This window comes from Halobellus salinus (genome assembly GCF_014646875.1).
GTDB classification, from domain to species: domain Archaea; phylum Halobacteriota; class Halobacteria; order Halobacteriales; family Haloferacaceae; genus Haloquadratum; species Haloquadratum salinum.
In genome coordinates, this window is record NZ_BMOC01000003.1 from 172,474 (window position 1) to 193,584 (window position 21,111).

The 21,111-nt window shown below is 62.9% G+C and carries 15 protein-coding genes; 1 reads left to right on the forward strand and 14 read right to left on the reverse strand.

Translation table 11 applies throughout. The features are described from left to right. Nucleotides 1-62: 62 nt before the first annotated feature. The 10 genes from IEX72_RS04210 to IEX72_RS04255 form a co-directional block, all read right to left on the reverse strand. Nucleotides 63-569, reverse strand: coding sequence for a hypothetical protein (locus tag IEX72_RS04210; RefSeq protein ID WP_188786132.1), 507 nt, complete (start codon nucleotides 567-569; stop codon nucleotides 63-65). Nucleotides 570-574: 5 nt separating this feature from the next. Then, nucleotides 575-742, reverse strand: coding sequence for a hypothetical protein (locus IEX72_RS04215; RefSeq protein ID WP_188786133.1), 168 nt, complete (start codon nucleotides 740-742; stop codon nucleotides 575-577). A 90-nt stretch (nucleotides 743-832) separates the two neighbouring features. Further along, on the reverse strand, nucleotides 833-991 hold the full coding sequence (locus IEX72_RS04220; RefSeq protein WP_188786205.1) for a hypothetical protein: 159 nt from the start codon (nucleotides 989-991) through the stop codon (nucleotides 833-835). 102 nt (nucleotides 992-1,093) lie between these two features. Continuing rightward, nucleotides 1,094-4,891 carry a hypothetical protein gene (locus IEX72_RS04225; protein WP_188786134.1) on the reverse strand — a complete coding sequence of 1,266 codons (3,798 nt, stop codon included), beginning with the start codon at nucleotides 4,889-4,891 and terminating at the stop codon, nucleotides 1,094-1,096. Beyond that, complete coding sequence (locus tag IEX72_RS04230) at nucleotides 4,891-5,478, reverse strand: BREX protein BrxB domain-containing protein (RefSeq protein WP_188786135.1); 588 nt, start codon at nucleotides 5,476-5,478, stop codon at nucleotides 4,891-4,893. The genes IEX72_RS04225 and IEX72_RS04230 overlap by 1 nt, the downstream gene beginning before the upstream one ends. Continuing rightward, the gene (locus tag IEX72_RS04235) at nucleotides 5,475-9,194 is read right to left on the reverse strand and encodes a hypothetical protein (protein ID WP_188786136.1); all 3,720 of its coding nucleotides are present in this window, start codon (nucleotides 9,192-9,194) and stop codon (nucleotides 5,475-5,477) included. Before IEX72_RS04235 ends, IEX72_RS04230 begins: the two co-directional genes overlap by 4 nt. Then, nucleotides 9,194-10,033 (reverse strand): BrxA family protein, encoded by an 840-nt coding sequence (locus tag IEX72_RS04240; RefSeq protein WP_188786137.1) that lies wholly within the window; start codon nucleotides 10,031-10,033, stop codon nucleotides 9,194-9,196. The genes IEX72_RS04235 and IEX72_RS04240 overlap by 1 nt, the downstream gene beginning before the upstream one ends. Nucleotides 10,034-10,097: 64 nt before the next feature. Beyond that, nucleotides 10,098-10,349, reverse strand: a complete 252-nt coding sequence (locus tag IEX72_RS15150) for a tyrosine-type recombinase/integrase (protein WP_229663733.1) — start codon at nucleotides 10,347-10,349, stop codon at nucleotides 10,098-10,100. A gap of 461 nt (nucleotides 10,350-10,810) precedes the next feature. Continuing rightward, nucleotides 10,811-11,521 (reverse strand): restriction endonuclease, encoded by a 711-nt coding sequence (locus IEX72_RS04250; RefSeq protein WP_188786138.1) that lies wholly within the window; start codon nucleotides 11,519-11,521, stop codon nucleotides 10,811-10,813. A 101-nt stretch (nucleotides 11,522-11,622) separates the two neighbouring features. Then, a complete protein-coding gene (locus tag IEX72_RS04255; protein WP_188786139.1) occupies nucleotides 11,623-12,141 on the reverse strand; it encodes a PAS domain-containing protein in 519 nt (172 codons plus the stop codon). A gap of 176 nt (nucleotides 12,142-12,317) precedes the next feature. Here IEX72_RS04255 and IEX72_RS04260 point away from each other — a divergent pair, with 176 nt between their 5' ends. Beyond that, complete coding sequence (locus tag IEX72_RS04260; RefSeq protein ID WP_188786140.1) at nucleotides 12,318-14,123, forward strand: formate/nitrite transporter family protein; 1,806 nt, start codon at nucleotides 12,318-12,320, stop codon at nucleotides 14,121-14,123. Nucleotides 14,124-14,217: 94 nt separating this feature from the next. On the opposite strand, the gene IEX72_RS04265 is transcribed toward IEX72_RS04260, so the two are convergent. The 4 genes from IEX72_RS04265 to IEX72_RS04280 all read right to left on the reverse strand — a co-directional run bounded on the left by IEX72_RS04265 (nucleotide 14,218) and on the right by IEX72_RS04280 (nucleotide 20,870). Next, the gene (locus tag IEX72_RS04265; protein ID WP_188786141.1) at nucleotides 14,218-14,967 is read right to left on the reverse strand and encodes a pirin family protein; all 750 of its coding nucleotides are present in this window, start codon (nucleotides 14,965-14,967) and stop codon (nucleotides 14,218-14,220) included. Between the two features lie 119 nt (nucleotides 14,968-15,086). After that, nucleotides 15,087-18,296 carry a right-handed parallel beta-helix repeat-containing protein gene (locus tag IEX72_RS04270; protein ID WP_229663734.1) on the reverse strand — a complete coding sequence of 1,070 codons (3,210 nt, stop codon included), beginning with the start codon at nucleotides 18,294-18,296 and terminating at the stop codon, nucleotides 15,087-15,089. A gap of 329 nt (nucleotides 18,297-18,625) precedes the next feature. Continuing rightward, complete coding sequence (locus IEX72_RS04275) at nucleotides 18,626-20,023, reverse strand: sulfatase family protein (protein WP_188786142.1); 1,398 nt, start codon at nucleotides 20,021-20,023, stop codon at nucleotides 18,626-18,628. A 79-nt stretch (nucleotides 20,024-20,102) separates the two neighbouring features. Continuing rightward, on the reverse strand, nucleotides 20,103-20,870 hold the full coding sequence (locus tag IEX72_RS04280; protein WP_188786143.1) for a DUF429 domain-containing protein: 768 nt from the start codon (nucleotides 20,868-20,870) through the stop codon (nucleotides 20,103-20,105). Nucleotides 20,871-21,111: the final 241 nt, after the last annotated feature.

Here is a 21,111-nt window from a genome sequence, read left to right on the forward strand (position 1 = left end):
CTACCACCGACTGACACGAGCGTCTTTAATGTTGCCGACGAGCCAGTCGCCCTCCGCGACGGTCACCAGGTGAGCGAGAGCCCCTCGATCGTAATGTTCGGCAAGCCGACCGCTGGGGGCGACAAGTCGCTGAATCCGCCGTCGTCGGTTAGGATGAGTGGGTGCTCGGTCCGATGCTCGTACGCGAGTGATAGAATCGGGACGTCCTTCGCCTGGATGTCCAGTAGCTGTGCAAGAAGCCTGTTGTTCGTTCGGCCACGGACCTCCGCGAGATCCACGTCTCGGAGCTGCGCTTGATCGAACGGGACGAGAACGTCTTCACACGAGTATAGCAACGTGAACAGTTTCGTCAGGATATCCTCTATTTCGGCTTCAGAGACTCGTTTGGACCGAAATAGCCCCTGCTGTATCTCCTCCAGCATATACGCCGAGAGGACCGTCTGGTGGCGGCCCTCGTACAACTCCTCAAAGAAGTACAGCCGCTCGCGAAGTTCGTTGGAATAGATCTCAACTGGAAATTCCTCGGCTGTTGCTACGTATATCCAGACGTTACTATCCAGGATCAGCATCCAGGTCAGTCGTCAGCCGCGAGTTGCTCTCTCTCGTCCGACGACTCGGTGCTGAGATTCGCTCGGTCCCAGTCGACGCCCCGATTGAGCGCCGCCAGCTCCGCTTCCAGCTCGGCGGGCTCATCGTCACCGTCTTTCGCACGGGCCCACAGTTCTGCTGTTTCTTCGCTCATAACGGTCTCTCTGCTGCTATTGGTCAGTAGTGTAGCCACGCATAATAATCTTGGCGACCGGCTGTGAGACAGGTATGGCACGCTCGGGCGCTACGATAGCTCTACGCTTCGAAGTCGGTTGTGTACGTCGGGTTCGATCATAACCTGATTGTCGAACGGTGCCAGCAAGAGGTCTGATTCGTCGGTGAGTGCCTCGAGGATGTCCTCAGCCAGCCGGGTGTTGACGTGCTCAAGCACTGCGAGGAGCATCGAAGTGACGCGGTTCTCTCCCTGTGTGTACGTCGAAAACAGCGGGGTTAGCAACCCGAGTATCGACTTTGGAGTTCTGGAACCCCTCATCTGGTTGAGAGGCTACTCTTCGATCAGCACGATATCCCCATCGTCGACGTCGTCCAAAGCATCCCTGACTGCGCGGATCCGAGCAAGCAATTTCTCGGCTTCGTCGAGGAGCTCCGTCGCCCGTTCGTCAGTCGGTCTGTCGTTCGCATCGACTAACCCCGTCACCTCATCAGTGACGTCAGCGTTCGGAAGCTCTTGCCGGAGCTCTTCGGCGACGCGCTGGAGCTCCGCCCAGATGTCGTCCCCACCAATAACTGGCATAGTGAGGAGTCGCTGAACCTCCTCGAGTGACGGTGGACGCGAGGCATCCAGTGCATCCCCGATTGACTCCGTAGTGGGCGACTGTGGGTGCTCGGCACGGAGTGTCCTGTACCTGTCTTTTAGTTGTGACCACGGGCTCGGATCCCCCTGTAGGATCTCTCGAGCCCTTTGATACGCCTTGATCTGCTGATCGAACGCAGCATCGACGATCTGGGCCTCTTCGATCTGACCATCATTCGACGCGGCTTCGAGCACCGACTCAATATCGCCAAACGACACACCGTCGAACGTTGCTGTGGCATCGTCAAGCAGCGTGTTGACCGTCGACTCGTTCTTGCGAAGCCATTCGGTCAGCTCCACGCAAATTTCGTCGGGGTCTGACGAGTCGGCGGGCTCACCCGTCACCCGACGGTACTGTGCCGAGAGTTCGTCGACACGGTGGCCCGTCGCATCCGCAAGGCGCGACGTTACGGTCGTCTTCGTCTGAACAGACCCGCTCTCCGCGGTCGTCTGCATCCGCGAGGTGATCGTCGCACCGGGGTAGAGGTCCTCCATCAGTTCGAGCGTACTGGTGAACTGACCCCAGAGCGTTTCTCTGCCGTCTACTACAGCGAAGAGTTCACGGCCATCCGCGAACGTCTCCGCCTCCGATTGAATACCGTCCTCGACCAGTTCTGACGTGGTGATATCGTTACCACTGTACGCGGGCGACAGCACACGCTCCAGGGAATCCAGAGACACGTCGAACTCGGGTGAAACACTCTTGAACGTCCGCTTGACGAGCACGCTGTTATCAGCAACCCACGAGGCGAGTTCTGCTACCCACTCGTCTGGATCGCTGCCTCCGGGGTCGTGCCCGATGACCGTCGATACGACCTTCCGAATCTCCTTGGGATTGACCGTGTCGACGCCGAAGCGCACCTGTAACGACGTGAGACCGCCTTTCGTCCGGACCTGCCGCCCGATCGCCGCTGGATCGGTCACGTAGTCTGTGTCCTGCTTCAGTGCGACCCTCTCGTTCGATGTCGCGAGCGTGACGAGCAGCGCTGCAATCGACTCTTGTGGCGTCCCGCGGTAGTCCCCGTTCGCTGTACGCGTTTGCTGGAGCAGCGTTTCGACGTCCACTGCAGTCTGTGATTCGTACTCGTCGATGAACTCCCGGCACCAGCCGGTATCCGCGATCTCCGTGCTCGACGTATCGACGCCGAGCATCACAGCGTCACCATCGCCGAGTGGCCAGCTCCCACTTCCACGGAAGAATTTCGCCAGCTCCTTTGCGTCGTCCACCTCGACGAGCGGCCGCGAGAGGACCCTCCGAGTCGAGCCAAAGACCGCCTGCACCTGGTCTTCGACGACCTCGTCCAGAACGCTTGGTCGCTCACCTCGGTAATCGTGGACTGTGTGGACGGACGCGTTTTCGAGGAGTTCGCTCACGGACGACTCCAGCCGCCGTTTATCAGTCCGGTGTTCCCGTTCGAGCTCCTCGTGGCTCTCGGTCTCCTCGTCCAGCACCTGCCCCATCCCGATAACGTTGCGAATCCTGTCGAGTGTCGTCTCGGGAACGTCGATCGCGATGAGGACGTGTTCGCCACCATCGCGTCCGTCGTTCACATCCTGCCACGTCTCCACCTGATCAGAGACCGTATCGGGGTCGTCGGCGAGGACGCGAATTCGGACGGCATCGTACTCCGGGCTCGGTGCTCTGTCCACTGGGTCGAGGATGGAATACTCGTAGCGGAGTGGAACGAGTCGCTCGTCACCGACATCGGCCTCGTGCCGGCTGTTGTCGCTCCTGAAGAAGTCGTCGTTCTCCCGGAGTCGCGTCTCCAGCCAGGCGGAGAGTTGGTGTGGCGAGATCTGCTCTGCTTTCGTCTGTGCCCGACTCAGGATACTCTCCTGTTCCTCCGAGACCAGCGTGTACACCTCGTCGTCTTGATCGTTCGTCTCGGTGAGCACTTTCCGCTTATCGACGAGCGTGTTGAGTGCCGATCGAGTCTCCTCGACGCGTTCGTCAACCGATGCATTCACGTTGTCAAGCATCAACCGCCCGAGATTCTCCGGCGTCGCAGGGACAGCCGGTATCTGGTTCAGTAGATACAGCGCCTTCGAGACGCGGACTTCCCACGCCTCGGTGTTCCCATCGAAGGTCGGGATCAACGTGTTTTCGAGCATCTCCTGCACCCACAGCGGCACGTATGTCGTCTCCTCAACGAGCAGATTGAACAGTTCGTCCCACGTAACGAGGGCACCCTCCTCCGCATCGGCCCAGCCGAACTTCGTGAACAGCGACCGCACCAGAACGAGCAACGCACGGCCCTGGATGTAGTCACGGTCGGTGGCTCGGCCTTGCGTGATCAGCTCCTGCATCACCGTCCGCAACAGGGTCAGGTCGTACTCGCGGAACGGATACGATTCGACGGGGTCAGGATCTGCACTCCCGACTGGTGAATACGCCTCCAGCGAGAGGTCCGGCGTCGATGAGATGAGCGAGGAGACTCGGGACCTGCCTGTACCGTCCTTCTTGAGCCAGCGTTTCCGGACGATGATTTCCGTGTCCGCCCCTTCGAGTGGCACCTGCTGATGCGTCCAGTGGTCCTCGGAGGGGTTTCCGATGAGGCTTTCCCGTGTCGCAGGAAGCGAGTACTGGCCGGTGGTCACGACGACCGGATTCGGCCCGTATTGGAGCGCTTCCATCGTCTCCTCGAACTCGCGATAGCGATGCCGGCTATCGCCGACAAACAGCGCGACCTCGTCGAGGCCAAGGAGGAGCTCGGTATGCGGGCCTTCTCCGTTTAGTGCTGCAGTCACGGTCTCGACGCGTTCGACCAACTCACCGGGATCGAACGACTCGGGGTCGACCTCCGCTTCGGCCCGCTCGATGGACGCTTTCACGCCGTCCCGGCTGTCGAGCTCGGTCCCTGTCGTCTCCGACAGTGCTGGGAGTGCCTCGTAGAGCCACCGCCGCAGCGAAGCACGCTCTTCGAGCACGTCTTCGAACGTCTGCCCATCGCATTCGGTGGTTTGGAGCGCGCCCCAGACGCCGTCGTACTCCATATCGACGGTCCAGGCCCACTCGAGCAGCCAGTTGGGGTCGGTCGGATAACCGAGTTCGCGTCCGATCGCCTCGAAGATGAGGAACGGGAGTGGCGGTTCCTTCGAGGCATCCCGGTCGAGGAGGTTCAGGAACACCGGTTTCAAACGCTCCACGTGTGAGTCGTCGATCGACTTAGCGAGGTTATCGAACCCAGGCCACTGCTTGGCGAGTTTGGTACCCAGATGTGCAAACTCGGACTCGGTATCGGCGACGAGACCGATGAGCTTCAGCAGGTGTGTCTTTCCCGATCCGAACGTCGCGTGGAGATAGAGGAAGCGAGCGGCCTCTCCTGGATGTGTCTCGATGATGCTACCGAGTTCAGTAAGGACACGCTTTGCACTCTCCGTCTCGTGGAACTCGACGACATCGGTCTCAGCCCGTTCCCGAGCGTTGACTTTCTGGACTTCTTCGAGCTGTCGGGTTGGGTCGCTGCGGAATAGATTGCTGATACTCATTATTGGAGATGCACCTCCCGGATTTGGCCGTCGATCTGGTGCGCCGGGTAGTAGTGCCGCGAATCGCCGCCGAAGAAGCTCAACTTCCCACCAACGACATCACCTGGGAAGGGAATCCCGATCGTCGATCGGACGTTTCGACGGTCGAGTTCGTCAAGGAGTTCCGAGGCGCGCGTGAACGGATAGAGGCTGCCGAGGTTGAGTAACAGGACGATGTGGCTCTGGGTTTCGAGTTTGTCATCGTCGATTTCGTTCGAGATCATCTCTTGGACCAGTTCGTCGGCAAGCCGGTCCTGCATCGTCCCTTCGATACGTTCTGAGGTTGTTTCCCCACCGAGCACCACCGAGAGATTGTATACTTTCGTCTTGGGGAGGAGTTCGTCAAGCCAGATCGGCTGCACGGTGACTCCATCGTCGGGTGAGGGTGCTTCGTTAGCTCCATTTGCCCACGCACTCAGCCGTTCTGCAGTGCGGTGTTCGATCGCTGGGTCGATAGCAGCGATGACGAATGGATTCCGGATACCGGCCTGACCGTCGGCGAACGTGCAGAGCTTCTTTTTAAACCCACGATACGGTGACTCGGTCATCGGATGACCACCCCCGAGTCCGTCGTGTCGATATATAGTTCTCGACTCTCGACGAGACGTTCGAGATGCCGGTCGATGCTCTCGCGGTCGTCCGGAAGCATACCGATCTGATCGACGTCATCGGGCGTCCGGTTGCCAACGATTGCAGTGAGTCGCGTGAGCCTGGATGACAACTCATCCATATCGCAATCAGTCGCTGTGGATAGTGGATCTGTATCAGAGATATCAGCAGCAGCCGAGACCAGTGTGTCCTCATCGTCTGAAGCGAGCGACGCGACAACTTGGTCGATCGTCTCGTACCAGCGCTGCATCTCTCGTAGCGGCTTGATATACTCACGTTCCATCGTAGGCTGTACACCTGCTGGAAGCTCTGTAGCTGGGATGACCCACGGATTGCTATCGATGCCCTCAACGAGGTCAGTGAGCCCTTGCTGGTCGCTGTAGGTGTTCCAAGAGCGCTGGAATTCGTTATCTAGCCCGGTTGTTGTCTCTGCGACGAGAGTCTTCCATCCGCCTGTCGTCCACCAGTTTCCACCGAAGTTTTCGAGCGCATCGCGCTGTCTAATGACTGCGGATAATGCTTCGTCGTCGACCCACTCGAACCGGTCGTCGCCCACCGTGAGTTGCGCGTCGAACCGGTAGAGTGACCCGAGCCGACGGGTCCAGACGTCTTTCACTTCATCGAACCACTTCTGTGCGTCGTTCGTCTGTTCGATTGCGTCTCCGAGTCCGTCTCCTTGCGATTTCACGACGGACAACCGATCAGTAGTGGCGGTGATACGATCTGCCAGCTCCTCGATGAGCGCTTTGAGGAGCCCAGCGACAGCGTCAGAGTGGATATCGGTATCGACGACCAGTTGGACATCCTCCTGAAGTCCAATGAGTGACGACCGTAACTGCTGGTTCGCTTCCTGTAGGTTGATGAGTCCGTCTGCGACCGTTTCTGTCGTTTTCTTGAAACCACCCTCTTCGAGGAGCTTCCCAATCGGCTCCCGCGGGAGTAGCTTCAGCCTCGTCGTCGAGAGCTGCTCTCGATCGAGTACAACCGAGTTTTCCAGCGTATTCCCGTCTTCGTCAACGGGAACCAATCGGCCCTCCCGACAGAACCCCCAAATGATCGCACAGAGCGCTGGACGAGCGTCGTCGTAGAACGGCTTCTCCGAGGTAATGCCATCGAGAACAGTATTCATATTGAGGCCGCCGTCGCGGTCTCTCAACTGTCGCCCCGTGAGAGCCATCACGTTACGCTGAATTGATTTCTTCCCCTGGCTTGCAGACGAATCAGACGATGGCACCTGAATCGTGTGCGCCCACGCAGGAAGTGGATCTCCTGTCGAGAGCTCCGCCAATTCCTGCAGTCGATTGTCGGTCACCTGCAGCATCATCGGGTGGAAGTCATCGGGATATCCGACATCAACGGCAGTCTGAACGGCCGCGGAGATACCAGTAAGATCCGTTCGGTCTTTCACCGTATACGAACCGCTCTGCATCGCACTAACGAGTTTACTCCGAACAGCACTAGCACGCTGCTCAAGATCTCGTTCAACAGCTCTCGGTGCTTTTTGTGTCGAAATCGCGTCACGGAGTGCCCACCATTCGACGAGATGGTTTCGAAGATCCTCAAGACCATCCGTGTCTATCGTCCAGTAGAGAGTTTCCTCATCACTGTTATCGGCGGTGTAATCTGGGCGAATACCCTGTACTTCGATAGGGATATCAAGTCCCCCATCAGCGTCGACAGTAGTCTCGAAGTCGGTTCCATCGAGACGGAATTCATACGATACGGGATATTCATCGCCAGACTCTCCGTACGGAACCGATTCTGGCAGTGAGAGGTCTTGTATGATCCGATGCCAGAGATGCTCGTCCAGCGTTTGCAGTACAGCGTCCCAGTCGGGGTCGTCTTCGTTTGCCTCCGTATCTTCGTAGATAATCCGCTCTACCTGGGTCGCAAAGCGGTACCGAGCCCCCGTTTCATCCCCTGTCGGCCGGATGAACTTCTGGAGGCGTCCAAGTGACTCCTCGACTCGGTTCTGGGTACTGATCCAGGACTGACCGTTGAGATCCGACATCACGGAAACCGCGATGTTCCCCTCGTTGAGTGGGGCGATATCGTGGATGTGTTGGAGTAGGAGAACGGCTTTCGCGACATCGAGATCGAATTCCTCCAAGTCCCCATCACGCACCTCGTCTTCGATCCCTCGACTCGCGTCAGAGCCTTCGATGACGCGCATATCCTGTTCGAGTATCTCTCTGATCTCCGGCTTCACCAACTCGTAGAAATCCACGAGTGTGATAACACGGTCATCCTCACCCTCATCAACCCACTCCTGTAGGAGGTTGTGCATAAGCGCGAGAATGGCTCGTGCCGTGCCCGAGAAGATGGACTTCGCCGGGTCACTTGCCTCCTGGCGGAGGTTGAATAGGATCTCGAGGAACAAGGGGGCGTGGTACGGGAGAAACGGATAGAACTCGACGAGTTCCTCGTCGTCGATGCTGTCGAGTGGCGGTTTCGTATTCTGCTTGACTTCGTTGTAGACCAATGATTCGGTCGGCTTCACCGACGCTTCGTCGAGCACCTCTCGAACTGCCGTCTCCCCAACATCGGACTTCTCGAAGAGACGGCGCTTTGCGATATCGCCGACGTGCTTACTGGGGAGCTGATACCGGTGCGGGAATCGATCTTTGACGATACTGAAATCCGCACCGTGTGCAGCGAACTTTGGCTGGACGTCCTCGATCTTCGCTTGCGCGGTCGCGACCAACTGGATGTCGCCATCGCCGATGTCGTCGACGTTCTCGGCAAGTGTCTGAAGTTCGGTCAGTCGCCCGAAATCGGTCCCGATAAAGAGGCTCACCTCATCGAGGAGCAACACGAGCTTCACTGGTTTCCCTAGCTCTGCCTCCCGCTCGGTCCGTAGCTCTTCCAGCCTGCTCACGACCTCCTCTGGGTCGATGTCAGACGGTTGCAGGTCTGTATATCCGTCACGTGTCTCGTTGACCGCCTCGAAGAGCTTGGGAAGCACGACGTCTGCCAGTACACCATAGCTCTGCACATCCTTCCAGAGGCCGTCAGATTGCCAGTTGTAATCGTTATTCGCGGTTGTCACATCCGCAAGCACGGCTTCCGCACGAGCCTGCCGATTGGGCCACGCATCCGTCGTTCGGAACCATTTCTCGAAGTATGCAACATCGAGTTGCGAGGACAGTCCTTCCGAGATACCATCATCAACGCCGGTTAGATCCCCATCTTTGTGGGCGTGTCTGAGAGCAATTTCGCTGAAGCTCCGTTGCTTTTGACCCTGGTACTTCAGGAGATTGACTGAGATCGGGATAACGTAGTACTCCTCGTGAACCGCTTGCCAACGATCGCTTAGTTTCTCGAACTCCTCGTCACCGGAGGCCTGAACGAGATCTGACCAAATCGCATCCTGTTGTCCGTCGAGCCAGTCGGTGTCCAGCAGTCCATCGAGGACGGTCAGCAGGTGGCTCTTCCCACTTCCGTAGTAGCCGTAGAGCCAGTAGTTCGATCCCGTCCGCATATCGTCTGCCTGGCCGAGCGTTCGGTCGACGAAGTCCCCAATAAACCGGCGGGAGTCAGCAGTCATATGATACGACCGGATGGCTCGTTGACGGTGGTCTTGCTCGTCCCGATCAATACGGACCGACTCCTCGAAATCATCCGGGAGGTCGTCGAACCAGTTCCCGTCGACCATTAGCTGTCACCTCCGTCGTGTGGCCACGAATACGGTCCATCACTGGGACGTACGTCGAGATCACCGTGCAGCTCGATGTACTCCCACGCGCCGGTGCTCACAACTCGGTCGAAGAGCTCTTCCCAACGGTTCTCAGGCTGGAAGAGATAGAGTAACCCTCGCGGCGCAGTGAGCCACTCATCGTCATCGCTCTCGTACGAATAGTCCATCGCGACAAGTAGCGGGATGTCGCCTATCGACGGAGATGCACCAGCGACCGATTGCTGTCCGTCGAGTACACCGATTTCACGCAGTACCGAGCGAAAGCCTTCGCACCACCGCCTGGTCGTTGACTCGGCGTAGTCGAAGGAGGTTCCGTCAGAGTACTCCAGCCGAGTGAGGATATCGACAAGCGTTTCATTCGAGAAATTAAGCGAATCCGGTCTGTCTTTCATAAAACGTGAGACATATTCGTGGACGGCGTACCGAACGAGCGAATCATCCGAAACAAGGTAGAGATAGAGAATCTGCGCTTTGTCGCGAGTCGTGTGACAGTCGTCGAATATCGCTGGTAGAACGCTCGGATTCGGGAGCGCCCTGGGGGCGTTCTTGAACCGCGACGTCAACACGCGGTATATTTTCTGGGAGCTGCCTCGTGTGCTTCGGTTCGACAGTCGTTCGTCAAACCAGACCTCTTTGACTTCGTTCCAGTTGCCGTGCTCGGCGTAGAGTTGGGCGAGTTCCTCGGCTCGTTCGACAAGGAGACCACACATAGTCAGATCCATATTCACGTCTCCCGGCGGGAACTGGCGAGACAGCGATGGGACGGGAGAGCTGCCGCCGTCAGATACGAAGTTCATACGTTCGTAGATTGAACCGAGTCACTTTATGTTTCGTCTACTGCGGAGAGATCAGTGGTTGAGTCTACGTTTCCATCGCCTCCCCGATCCGAGCCTCAGTTGGCTCTGCGAGGGATGGCTCAACCGCGGAATAGTCGGACCAACCGCCGATGCTCATCATCGTCCGAACGTCCACCTGGCGCTCGATAAGATGGTATGTCGCCCAAGAGCGTCTTAGATCGTGCGAGGATACAGACCGCCATCGTGGTTCGTCCAGATCCTCAGCAATCGCCTTTGCCGCTTCTTTGACCCACCGACGAACCGATGGAGTACTCACGTCAACCCACGACTCAGACGGGTCCAGTTGTCGCTCACGGCTGTGCGGACATCATCAGCGACGTCATCGGGCATCCAGGCGTCTCTCGTTTTGCGGTCACCACCTTTCGTATTCTTTCCGCGGACCTCGAACAGCCACGCACCACCGTCTTTGGAGTAGCGAAGACGGTCATCACCGGGGTAGCTTACCTCAGATACCCGGAGGCCACACCGCTGTATCAGTTGTACTGCGATCTCTCTTTCCCAGCCACCTTCCCCAGCCGACCGTTCGAGAGTCGATAGCTCATCTGGAGAAAGCCAGCACTTCGTGACATCTCCCGCGTCGTCGACGCGAATCATAACCGAATAATGCAGATAATCCGCCTAGTTCTTTCGGTCAACAGGACCAGATATCGGCTTCAACTGGGGAACCCCGGCTGTTCCTAACCGGGTTATTCCATAACTCGATCAGACCTTGGTCATCTATGGCGGCGGGAGATCTGATGCTGAGAGCCGCCGCACTAGATCGTTGCCGTTGACAAGTTCCATTTCTGGCCAGAATTCGGTCGCGTACTCGGTTGCGGTGTCAGTGAGATCCGCGCTGGTCACGACCGCGACCCGGTCTGCACTGCCCTTGGCGATGGTGCTGGCCAGTTGCTGGAGGACGCGACGGCCGACCGTATTTCCTTGGGAATTCTGTTTGACCCGGATTGCGACGGTTTCGGTCGGCGACCGCGCCCAGACGTCGGCACCACCGTCGTTGGTGGCAATCGTGACCCCCACGTCGTAGCCCTCGTCTGCGTAGAGCGACCCAACCAGTGACTCGAATGCCTCCCAGTCGTACACAAGTAGATCCGAGCGTTCCCACGTCTTCTCCCCCATCGCTTCGGTCCGGCGGTCGATCGGCCCCAAGACGTTCGGAAACGTATCGTTCACGGCCATCACCGGCGCGTCCTGCCATTCCGTGACCGCAACCGAGGGGTGGTCGTGGTCGACGCGGTCAAGGAACGCTGCGATCCGCGCCCCGCGCTCAACTATCTCTTTCAGAGACTTGAGATCAGTAGGGCGCTCGGCAGGGTCAGCCTGCGCGATGTCTGAGAAAAACGTTACGATTGCGTGGGCCTGTGGGCCTGCAACCGTAGAGTGTATGAGAACCGTGCGGCGGTGTATCCCCTCCCTGCTCGCGCCTCCCATTCGGTCGGCGCTCGCTGAGGAAGGGGGCTTAGCGCCTCGGTACAGCTACTACCCGAGACTCTACACGATTTCCATTTGAGTGAGTTGTGCACTCGACCGCATCACCCATCGACAGCCGACTGGATACCGAGCCAGTGGGCGACCGTTCCGCTCTCGTCCGGGACGGGGACGACGGTGACGCGGTTGCGGAAGCCGGTACCGTCGCGGCGGTAGTTCCGGAGTTCGACGGTCGCCTCGGTCCAGGTGTCGACCGCTTCACGCAGCGTCGCGACAGCCTCGGGGTCGGTGGCGGGACCCTGAAGCAGCCTCGGGTTCTCCCCGCGGAGTTCGCCGAGCGGGTAGCCGGTGAGGTCCCTGAACGCTTCGTTCGCGTAGAGGATCGGATTGTCCCGGTACGCCGGCCCCGAGAGCGTGATCCCGAGCGGGCCCGCGTCGAATCGCCGAATGCGACCGAGAAGCGCCGCCCCGCGGTCGTCGAGGCCGGCGGTGACACGCGGCGTCGGCTCTCCGGCAGCGGCAACGTCACCGAGGTCGCGCGTGTCGATCAGCAGCTCGCACCGGTCCTCGAATCCGCGTTCGCAGCACAGGCAGTCGGCGAGCGCCCGTCTGAGTTGCGTCAACGGTTCGAGAGTGCGGCCGCGGGAACAAACCGGTGGCGGTGTGTGACGGGAGGCGAAGCCGAGAGTCGTCGATCCCGTACTCGTCAACCGGGACCGCGCTTCGGTCCGCACCCGGTGCCACAGCGCGAACAGTCGGAAAGCAAAGCTCTTCACCCGGTGTGTTCCTGAATCAACCAATGGTCGATGCTAGCGGGGACGTGGGCCCACCCGACGGCGGGGACGACGGCGTTCCGACCGCCGGCGGCGTTATCGCCGATATGTTCTCCTCCGACGAGGTGTTCCAGCGGATCGTCGCCGACGCCGACCACGAGATCACCTCCGGCGCCCGGGAGCTGTTTTTCAGCGCCGTGGCCGGGGGGTTCGCGATCACCATCACCCTGCTCGTCTACGCGTCGATGTATCCGAAGACCGACAGCAGCGTCGTCGCGGCGCTGCTCTACCCCATCGGGTTCATCTACATCATCATCGGCGGCTATCAGCTGTACACCGAAAACACCCTCCCACCGGTGGCGCTGACCCTCGAACGGCTGGCGTCGATCCCAGTGTTGTTTCGCCACTGGGTGATCGTGTTGGCGGGCAACTTCGCCGGGGGCGCGGTGGGCGCGGCCGTGCTCGCGTTCGGCGGCGTGCTCGAACCGGAGGCCGCGGCCGCAGCCGCGGAGTTCGCCCGTCACGGTGTCTACGACGTGACTCGGATCCAGCTGTTTTTCAAGGCCGCGTTCGCGGGGCTGGTCGTCGCCGGCGTGGTGTGGGTGAACTTCGCGGCCCGCGACACGGTCACCCGGCTGCTCACTGTCTACCTCGCGTTTCTCGTCATCCCGCTCGGGGACCTGTTCCACGTCGTCGTCTCGTTCACCGAGGCGCTATTTTTGATTTTTGTCGGCGACGTGGGAGTCGTGCTCGCGTTCACCGACTTCGTCATCCCCGTGCTGCTCGGGAACACCATCGGTGGGGTGGTGTTGGTGACTGTGGTGAACTACTATCAGACCACCGAACAGCGCCTCGAGACCGCGCGCTTCGAGAACGTCCGCCAGCTGTCGGTCCGCGAGTGGCTGCTCGGCGGGTTGGCGGGGCGCTCGTACGTGCCCCTGGTCGACACCGTCGAGGAGTTCGTCCGCGACCCCGACTCCTACCGCATTCTGGTCCCGATCGCAAACCCCCGGACCGAAACCGGGATCGTCGACCTGGCGTGTGCGGTCGCGAGCAACCGCGAGACGGGAACCGTCCACGTCGTCCACGTGGTTCAGGCGCCCGAAAAGCGTAGACGGGCGTCGGGACACGACCGGCGCGACCGGATCACCGCCGAATCCGAACGGCTGCTCGAGGACGTCAGAGGGATCGGCGACCGGTACGGCGTCACCCTCGAAACCTCGACCATCATCACCCACCGGTCGTTCGAGGACGTCTTCGACCGGGCGAACCGGACCCGTCCCGACCTGGTCGTGATGGAGTGGGAGCGCAACGAGTTGTGGGCCTCGGCCCGCGCGGAGCGCCCGCTCGACGAACTCACGAACCAACTGCCGTGTGACTTCCTCGTGGTGAAAGACCGCGATCTGGACTACTCGCGGGTACTCTTGCCGACCGCTGGCGGCCCCGACTCGGATCTGAGCGCCGAGGTCGCCCGCGCGCTCAACACGACTGTCGGGGCCGAGGTCTCGCTGTTGCACGTCGTCGACGGCCCCGGGGGACGCGATGCCGGCGAGGCGTTCCTCCGGGAGTGGGCGGCCGAACACGACCTCACAGAGGCGACCGCAACCGTTGACGACTCCGGGGACGTCGAGGCTGCGATCGAACGCGCCGCCAACGGCAACACCATGGTTATGCTCGGCGCGACCGAGCGCGGGCTGTTGGCCCGGCTGGTCACCAACTCCCTCCACCTGCAGGTCGTCGACGAGGTCGAGGCGTCGGTGCTCCTGGCCGAACGCCCGACCGACCGGTCGTTTGCCGATCGGTTGTTCGGTCGGGGGCGACGCGGGAAGTAGCGGGAAGTAGCGCCGCCCGGGGCGGTGGTGCGGAACGTGGGGCGTGCGGGCCGCCGGCGCTGCGGGGTACCGACGACGCCCGGCGACGGGACCGCTACCGGCCGATGGTCCCCTGCCGGGTGATCGGCGCGTCGGGATCGACCACGAACGCGACCAGCGTGGCGTCTGTCCGGCCGGAGACGGACGCGGCGGCGTCGCCGACGAACACGCCGCTCTCGGTCGCGTCGAGGTCGGTGCCCGCGGCGGTGACCCTGCCGTCGAACACGTACAGGTACGTGTCCCACTCGGGGGTGGTCGGGAGGGCCACGGTCTCACCCGCGTCGAGTCGGATGTCGTGGAGGTGGACCGCGTTGCGGACGGACGCGGGCGCCTCGGACCCCTCGGGACCGAACACGTGCCGCCACTGGTTTGCGACCGGGTCGGGGAGCGGTTCGTGTTGGATCTCCGGTTCGAGGCCCAGGGTGTGCGGCCGGACGAAGATCTGGAGCATCCGCAGCGGCGGATCCTCTGCGAGGGTCCGCTCGGCGTGCCAGAACCCGCTCCCGGCGTTCATCACAAGCAGGGTCTCGGGGTCGGTCACCAGATCGTTGCCCTCGCGGTCGTCGTGACGCATAACGCCCGCCGGCACCCACGAGACGATCTCCTCGTTCCGGTGGGGGTGCATCGGGATCAGCGTGTCAGGATCCATGAACGACTCCACGACCGTCGCGAGCGGACCGTACCCGTGGTCATCGTGGCCGGGAACCGCGCGACCGGGGAAGTTGAGTCGGATCCGGAACGTCCCCTGAGTCTGGGTCACATCGCTCCTCGGGAGTTCGTGAAACGTCGCGGAGTCGGAGTGCATTACCTCGCGTTGGCGCCACAGCGGCATATACACGTTGTCGGAGGCGACCCCTCGGCCGTCCGGCAGCGAGCGCGGCCGGGCGGCCGGACGGGCGCCCCGCCCCGTTGACGGCGCCGGACTCACCCGAGGACGCCATCGAGCAGGCCTCGTGTCGCGGCGGCGTACGCGGCGCCGGTCAACACCACCCAGGCGACCGCAGCCGCGAGTCCGACGGTCAGAAGCGGACCGGACCCGAGCACGCCGGCGACAACCCAGACCAAGACCCCGAACGCCGCGAGACCCTGGATCCGCAGCCCGCTGACCGGCGGGGTGCGGCCGGTGAGTGTGAGTGCCATCCCGTACACCCCGAACAGCAGCGCCAGGAGGTAGCAGACCCCGCCGAGGAGCCCCGGGATCGAGCCCAGGCTCCCGAGGAGTGTCTGGTCGGAGTCGACCGACGGTGTCGTGGCCGGTGTCGCGGGAGCCTCGGTCCCGGCTGCTGGCGTTGCCGTGGGTGTCGCCGACGGCGTCTCCGTCCCCGGGTCGATCGCGACCGACGTGGCGGCGCTGTCGATTCCGAGGGTGTTCTCGACGACGAGCCCCACCTCAACGCGCTGGGCTGGCATCTCGAAGGTGTACGACGGGCGGTCGGTGACCGGTTGGGCGGTGTCGTCCCGCCGGTAGTGGTACCGCACGACCGACCCCTGGTCGCTCGTCGAGTCGGCCCCGGAGAGTCGGACCTCCGCGCCCGGCGCTGCGTTCGTGGGGGCGTCGATCACGGCGGCCGGCCGGGTGTACTCGGGTGTGGTGGGCGTGTCCCGGAACGGGACGAAGTCGACCCACCCCCGTTCGGTAACGACCGGGTTCCCCTCGCCCTCCGGGAGGATCGACGAGTGGTACGGGCCGTCCGGATCGCCCCAGTAGTTGGATTCGGCGTGGACGGTCCGCGTCGGCTCGGTCAGGATGCGCGCCGTCGTGTTGGTCGTGACAAGCGACTCCACATCGACCGTTAGCCCCCGATCCTGGCCGTAGATCCCGTTCCCGCTGACGCGGTAGCTGCTGTTTGTCGACCCGGTTTTCGGGACTCGGATCCCGGTCGGGATGTCGGCGCTCACGCCCCTGATCGTGACCGCAGTCGCGGCAACACTCCGCGTGGAGCCCGGTCCGTCGGTCCGGAGAACGGCCACGACCCCGTCGCCGACGCGGACGGCCTCGAGTTGGTCGTCGATCGCGGGGTCGGAGACGAGTTCGGAGAGCGGGATCTCCGAGTCGGCCTGGTTGAGAATCACCCCGGCGTCGCCCCCGGCGACGTGGATGCCCGTGCCCGGGTCGACATCCGGCACCCCGGGCGGGTCGGCAAAGCGGTTGGTGTTGAACACGATGTCGTTGTTGCGGACTGTCGTGGCCATCACGCCCCGGAGGATCAGCCCGTAGGTATTTGCGGCGACGACGTTGTCCGCAACCGAGAGGTTCGAACGGTGGGTGATGGGACTGGTGACGACGAGCCCCGCCCCGGCGTTGTTCGTGAGCTGGTTGCCGGTGAGGGCGGTGGCGTGGACGACGAGGTCCGACCGGAGTTCAACCCCGTGACCACCGTTGTCGGTGATCGTGTTGTCTGACACCGCAAGCTCCCGCGTCACGGCGTTCGTTCGAACCGACACGCCGTTGTCGGCGTTCCCGACGATCTCGTTGTCGTGGAGCATTCCCCGTTGGACCCGCCACCCCGAAACGGAGACCCCGCTACCGCCGTTGTTCCCGATCGTGTTGTTGGCGGCGTCGACCGCGAGATTGAGGCTGTCAGTGTCGATCCCCACACCGTGGGCGGTGTTGTCCGTGAGCGTGTTCCGCCGCAGCGTGACCGTCCCGTCGGCCAGACTCTCTGCCCCAATCTGGCGGACCCGAACCCCGGTTCGGGTGCCCCGGATCCGGTTCCTGGTGGCCGTCACCGACACGTCGTCGCTGGTGGTGACTCGGATGCCGTCACGCGCATCCGTGATCTCGTTGTTCCGGAAGAGGGCCTCGGTGCGCTCGGCGCGGACCACAACGCCGCTCCCGGCGACCCCGGTGATCCGGTTTCGGAGCGCGTAAACTCGGGTGACGCGGTCGGCGGCGACGAACACGCCCGCCCCGTCAACCTCGCGGAACGTGGAATCGACGACCGAGAGCCCGCGCACCCGTGTCGAGGGCTGGTCGGCGTCGCGACGGTACACCACGGTGGACGGGTCGCCGACGGCGACCACTCTGGGTTCGGGGCCGCGGGCCAGGTCGGTCGGCGGCGTCACGCCGCCGACGACGAACGCGGCCTCCACACCCGCGGCGAGCTGTGACACCCCCGCGTCACGGAGTTGGACGCCGACGGGGTAGATCCCGCGTGTCGTCGGGTTCACCGCGTCGTCGTACTCCACGATCAACGCCCCGTCGCTCGGGATTTCGACGGATTCCGAGAGCGAGACCGCCAGTCGGGCGTCCGTCGACGACACCGACGCCACCGACTCGGCGAACGACCGCTCGATGCTGCCGTCGCGGTCCCGGTCGAGGCCGATGCGCTCGATGCTCCCGGCGTCGACCGACGCGACTGACCCGTCCGAGCGGTACCGCAGCCGGATCGAATCCATCGACACACCGGTGCCGGGCTGTAGTTCGAGGGTGTGGACAGCGTCCTCGTCTCTCGTGTTCGGCGCAGCCGTCAGCGAGATCCGGTCGGTCGTCCCGGCACCGGGACTCGCCTGGATCGCGTGGTCGCCGATGGCTCGGAACGTCGATCCGCTGACCGAGATCAGCGGTGCAGCGGTCGTCTCTTCGACGGCGAGTCCGGCCGTCGTGAAATCCCGCACTGTGGAGTCGACGACCTCGACTGTGCCAGCACTGCTCACCACGCTGAGTCCCGTGGTGCCGCCCGCAAGCGTCGTGTGGGCGAGTCTGAGTGAACTCTCCGCTGTTCCGTTGTACCGGAGGCTCGCCCACCGGCGATCCGCGTCGGCGCCCTCGGAGCGCGTGACCGACACCGGGCGGGTCGCCGTCCCGTTCGTCCGGAACGAACCGCTCACGGTCACGGTGATGTCCTCGGCGAGTTCGATTCGAGTCCCGGGGTCGACCGTCAGGGTCGCGCCGGGCGCGACCTCGATGTCCTGGATAATTCGGTATGGGCCGTCCTTGGGCGTCCAGGTCGTATTCGACGTGATCCCGGACTCGACGAAGGTGACGTCGGTATCCGTTGCCGTTGCCGTTTCCGTTGCCGTTTCCGTTGCCGTTTCCGTTGCCGTTGCCGCGGCTGCGGGCGCACACACCGACAGCACGACTATTGCGCCAACCAGTGCAACCGCGACCGTCTGCGGCCAGCCCTCACTCACCCGTGTCAATTGTGTCACCCGGCGGTCCTGCGATACGTGAGTGATCTCACCGGTAGTGTAAAAAGGTGCGGAGAGAGTCGCGGGTGTGCGGGACACGGGCCGACGACGCCGGCCGGCAGGGTCGGTTCGGATCGAGGGCTCGCGTGTTTCGTGGTAGGTGTGCCGGTTGGAGAGGGCTCGCGTGTTTCGTGGTAGGTGTGCCGGTTGGAGAGGGCTCGTGTGTTTCGTGGTAGGTGTGTCGGTTGGAGAGGGCTCGTGTGTTTCGTGGTAGCGACCCGCGTTACGGAAAATTCGAGGCGAAAGCCTCGCCTTTCAGGGCGAGGAGGATGTCACACTCCCTCGAAGTCGTCGGCGAACGAGAGGTGCCCCGACGGCCCGTGTTCGGCGACCCGTTGCAGTGTGTCGACGCTGCCCTCGCGGTGGCGGCCGGCCCACACCAACTTCCGCTCGTCGAGGTCGTCGACGACGTCGGAGTGGGCGTCGCTCACGTCGGTCTGTTCCCAGGGATCGTCGTGCATGTCGTACAGTTGGTACTCGGGGAGGACACCACCCCACATCCCGGGGTGGAGGGTGTGGATCAGCTTCCACCGGTCGGTCCGGACCGCGCGCTGGGCGGTGTAGAGCCCGTGATCGACCACGATCGCGTCCCGCCCCGCTGCGGAACCGTCCTCGATGATCGGGCGGAGCGACCGGCCCTGCCACCGCGCCGGGGGTTCGACGCCCAGGTAGTCCGCGATCGTGGGCGCGAGGTCGACGTTGGTGACGAGGTGCTCGCGCGTCCCTGTTTCGACGGGGGTGTCGCCGGGCGGTTTGATCACCATGGGGACCCGTTGGGTGCCGTCGTGGGTCGACCAGTGCTCGCGGTAGAGGCCGTGTTCGCCGAACTCCTCGCCGTGGTCGCCCAGCAACACAATCAGGGTGTCGTCGTACTGGCCGGTGTCGCGGAGGTACTGGAGCAGCCGGCCGATGTGGCGGTCGGCGTACCTGATCTCGGCGTCGTAGGTCGCAATCAGTTCTCCGAGCTCCTCGCGGGAGTCGATGCCGGTGTGAGACGCCGACCGAACCGCGTCCCACGTCCGGTGTTCCTCGAGCTGGTCGGCGGTCGGGTGGGGAGGGAGGTCGCCGTCGCGGAACCGGTCGATCTCCTCCTTGGAGCGGTTGTACGGCGCGTGGGGGTCCCAGAACTGCGCGTACAGGAAGAAGTCGTCGTCGGTGCGGTCGAGCGCGTCGATCGATTCGTTGACGACGGCAGACGCCCGCGGGGTCTGAAACGAAACGTGCCCCCACTCGACGGTCATGTCCTCGTCCGGTTCCTGTGGCTGGCGGAACTCGTGCCAGACGTGATAGAACCACGGCGCGGGGTGTCGCGGGAACGACGAGACCCCGATGGTCCGGATCCGGTTCTGGAAGAACAGCTCCGGCAGCGTCCACCACGGCCGGCCGGGTTGGTTCTCGGTCCACGACCCCGCCCAGTCGGTCTCCGAGGCCGGCCGGTGTGTCGACTGCGACTGCTGGCCGTGGGTCTCGACGCCGTTGGCGATGCCGTACCGCCCGGAGGAAAACCCCGCCCGCGAGGGCATACACGGCGAGTTCGCCACGTACCCGCGCTCGAACGCGACGCCGTCGTCGATCAGGCCGTCGATGTTCGGGGTGGTCGGCCGGTCGTAGCCGTAGCCCCCGACGTGGTCCGCGCGAAAGGAGTCGACGTCGAGACAGAGTACCTTCATTGTTCTACGTGAACGACCACCACAGCAAAGAAAACAGTTGCGACTCGTCAGACCGGAGACAGCCGGCAGCAGGATCGGGTCACTCCGGCGACGACAGGTTCGTCAGCCGGGTCTGTGCGGTGTCGGCGGGGTGGACGATGCGCATCGGCAGCCCACGGTCGTCTGCCGGGGGCGTCTCCGGCAGCGTCGACCACTCCTCGGGACCGCGTCGTGCCGTCACGGCCGCCGCCACCGCGTCGACGACGTCGTCGGCGCCGCCCACGCTCGGGGCGTAGCTCGGCGTGGTGTACCGGTCGATGGCGTCCGCACACACCGCCCGCGTGTCGGGGTCCTCGTCGGCGAGGAGGTCGATCCGGCGCTGGACGCCGGCGCGTGTCCGCTTGGGCTCCGAAAGCGGCGTGTGACCGTTCAACGCGTAGAAACAGACCTCGGGGTGGGTCTCGACCAACCGGTCACGGGCGCTGGGGAACATGTCGAGGAACTCGTCGACTTCCCGGATCCGGGGGACAATGCTCCACGCTTGGTTCTGGATGCTGAAGTCGGCGCCGGCCTCGTTCACCGCCTTGGCCTTCTCGAGGGTCTGGCAGTAGACCGCAGCACGGAGCGGCGTGTAAAAGACGCTGCTCCCGCGTCGGCCCAGTTTCCGCCTCGCCGCCACGTCGCAGGCTCGCTTTCGGTCGGCGGGCAACCCGATCGGGATGCCGATCAGGATCCGGGCGGCGTCGCTGTGGTACTTCCAGGCACTCCAGACCGACGGGTAGACGCCGGTATCCCACCCACCGTCGTCGTCGAAGACCACGCCGAACCACCCGGTCGAGGCCCAATCGAGGCCGACGTACTTCGCCATACGGGCTCTCACTCGGAGCAGCGCAATAGGTTTTGATCAACGGAGCGCCGAACGGCCGGCGTGGCGCCGGATCCCGGGCGGTCCGGCGCCCGTCCGGCACGCCGCAACCGCCGCGGCGGTTCACACAGCATCGAGGAGGAAACCCACAACTGAAGCCGGATCACTGACCGCAACGTGACCGTGACGCCGCGGCGCTTCGACGTCGACGCGGTCGGGGGCCCGTCGCCCCACAGTCCCGGTT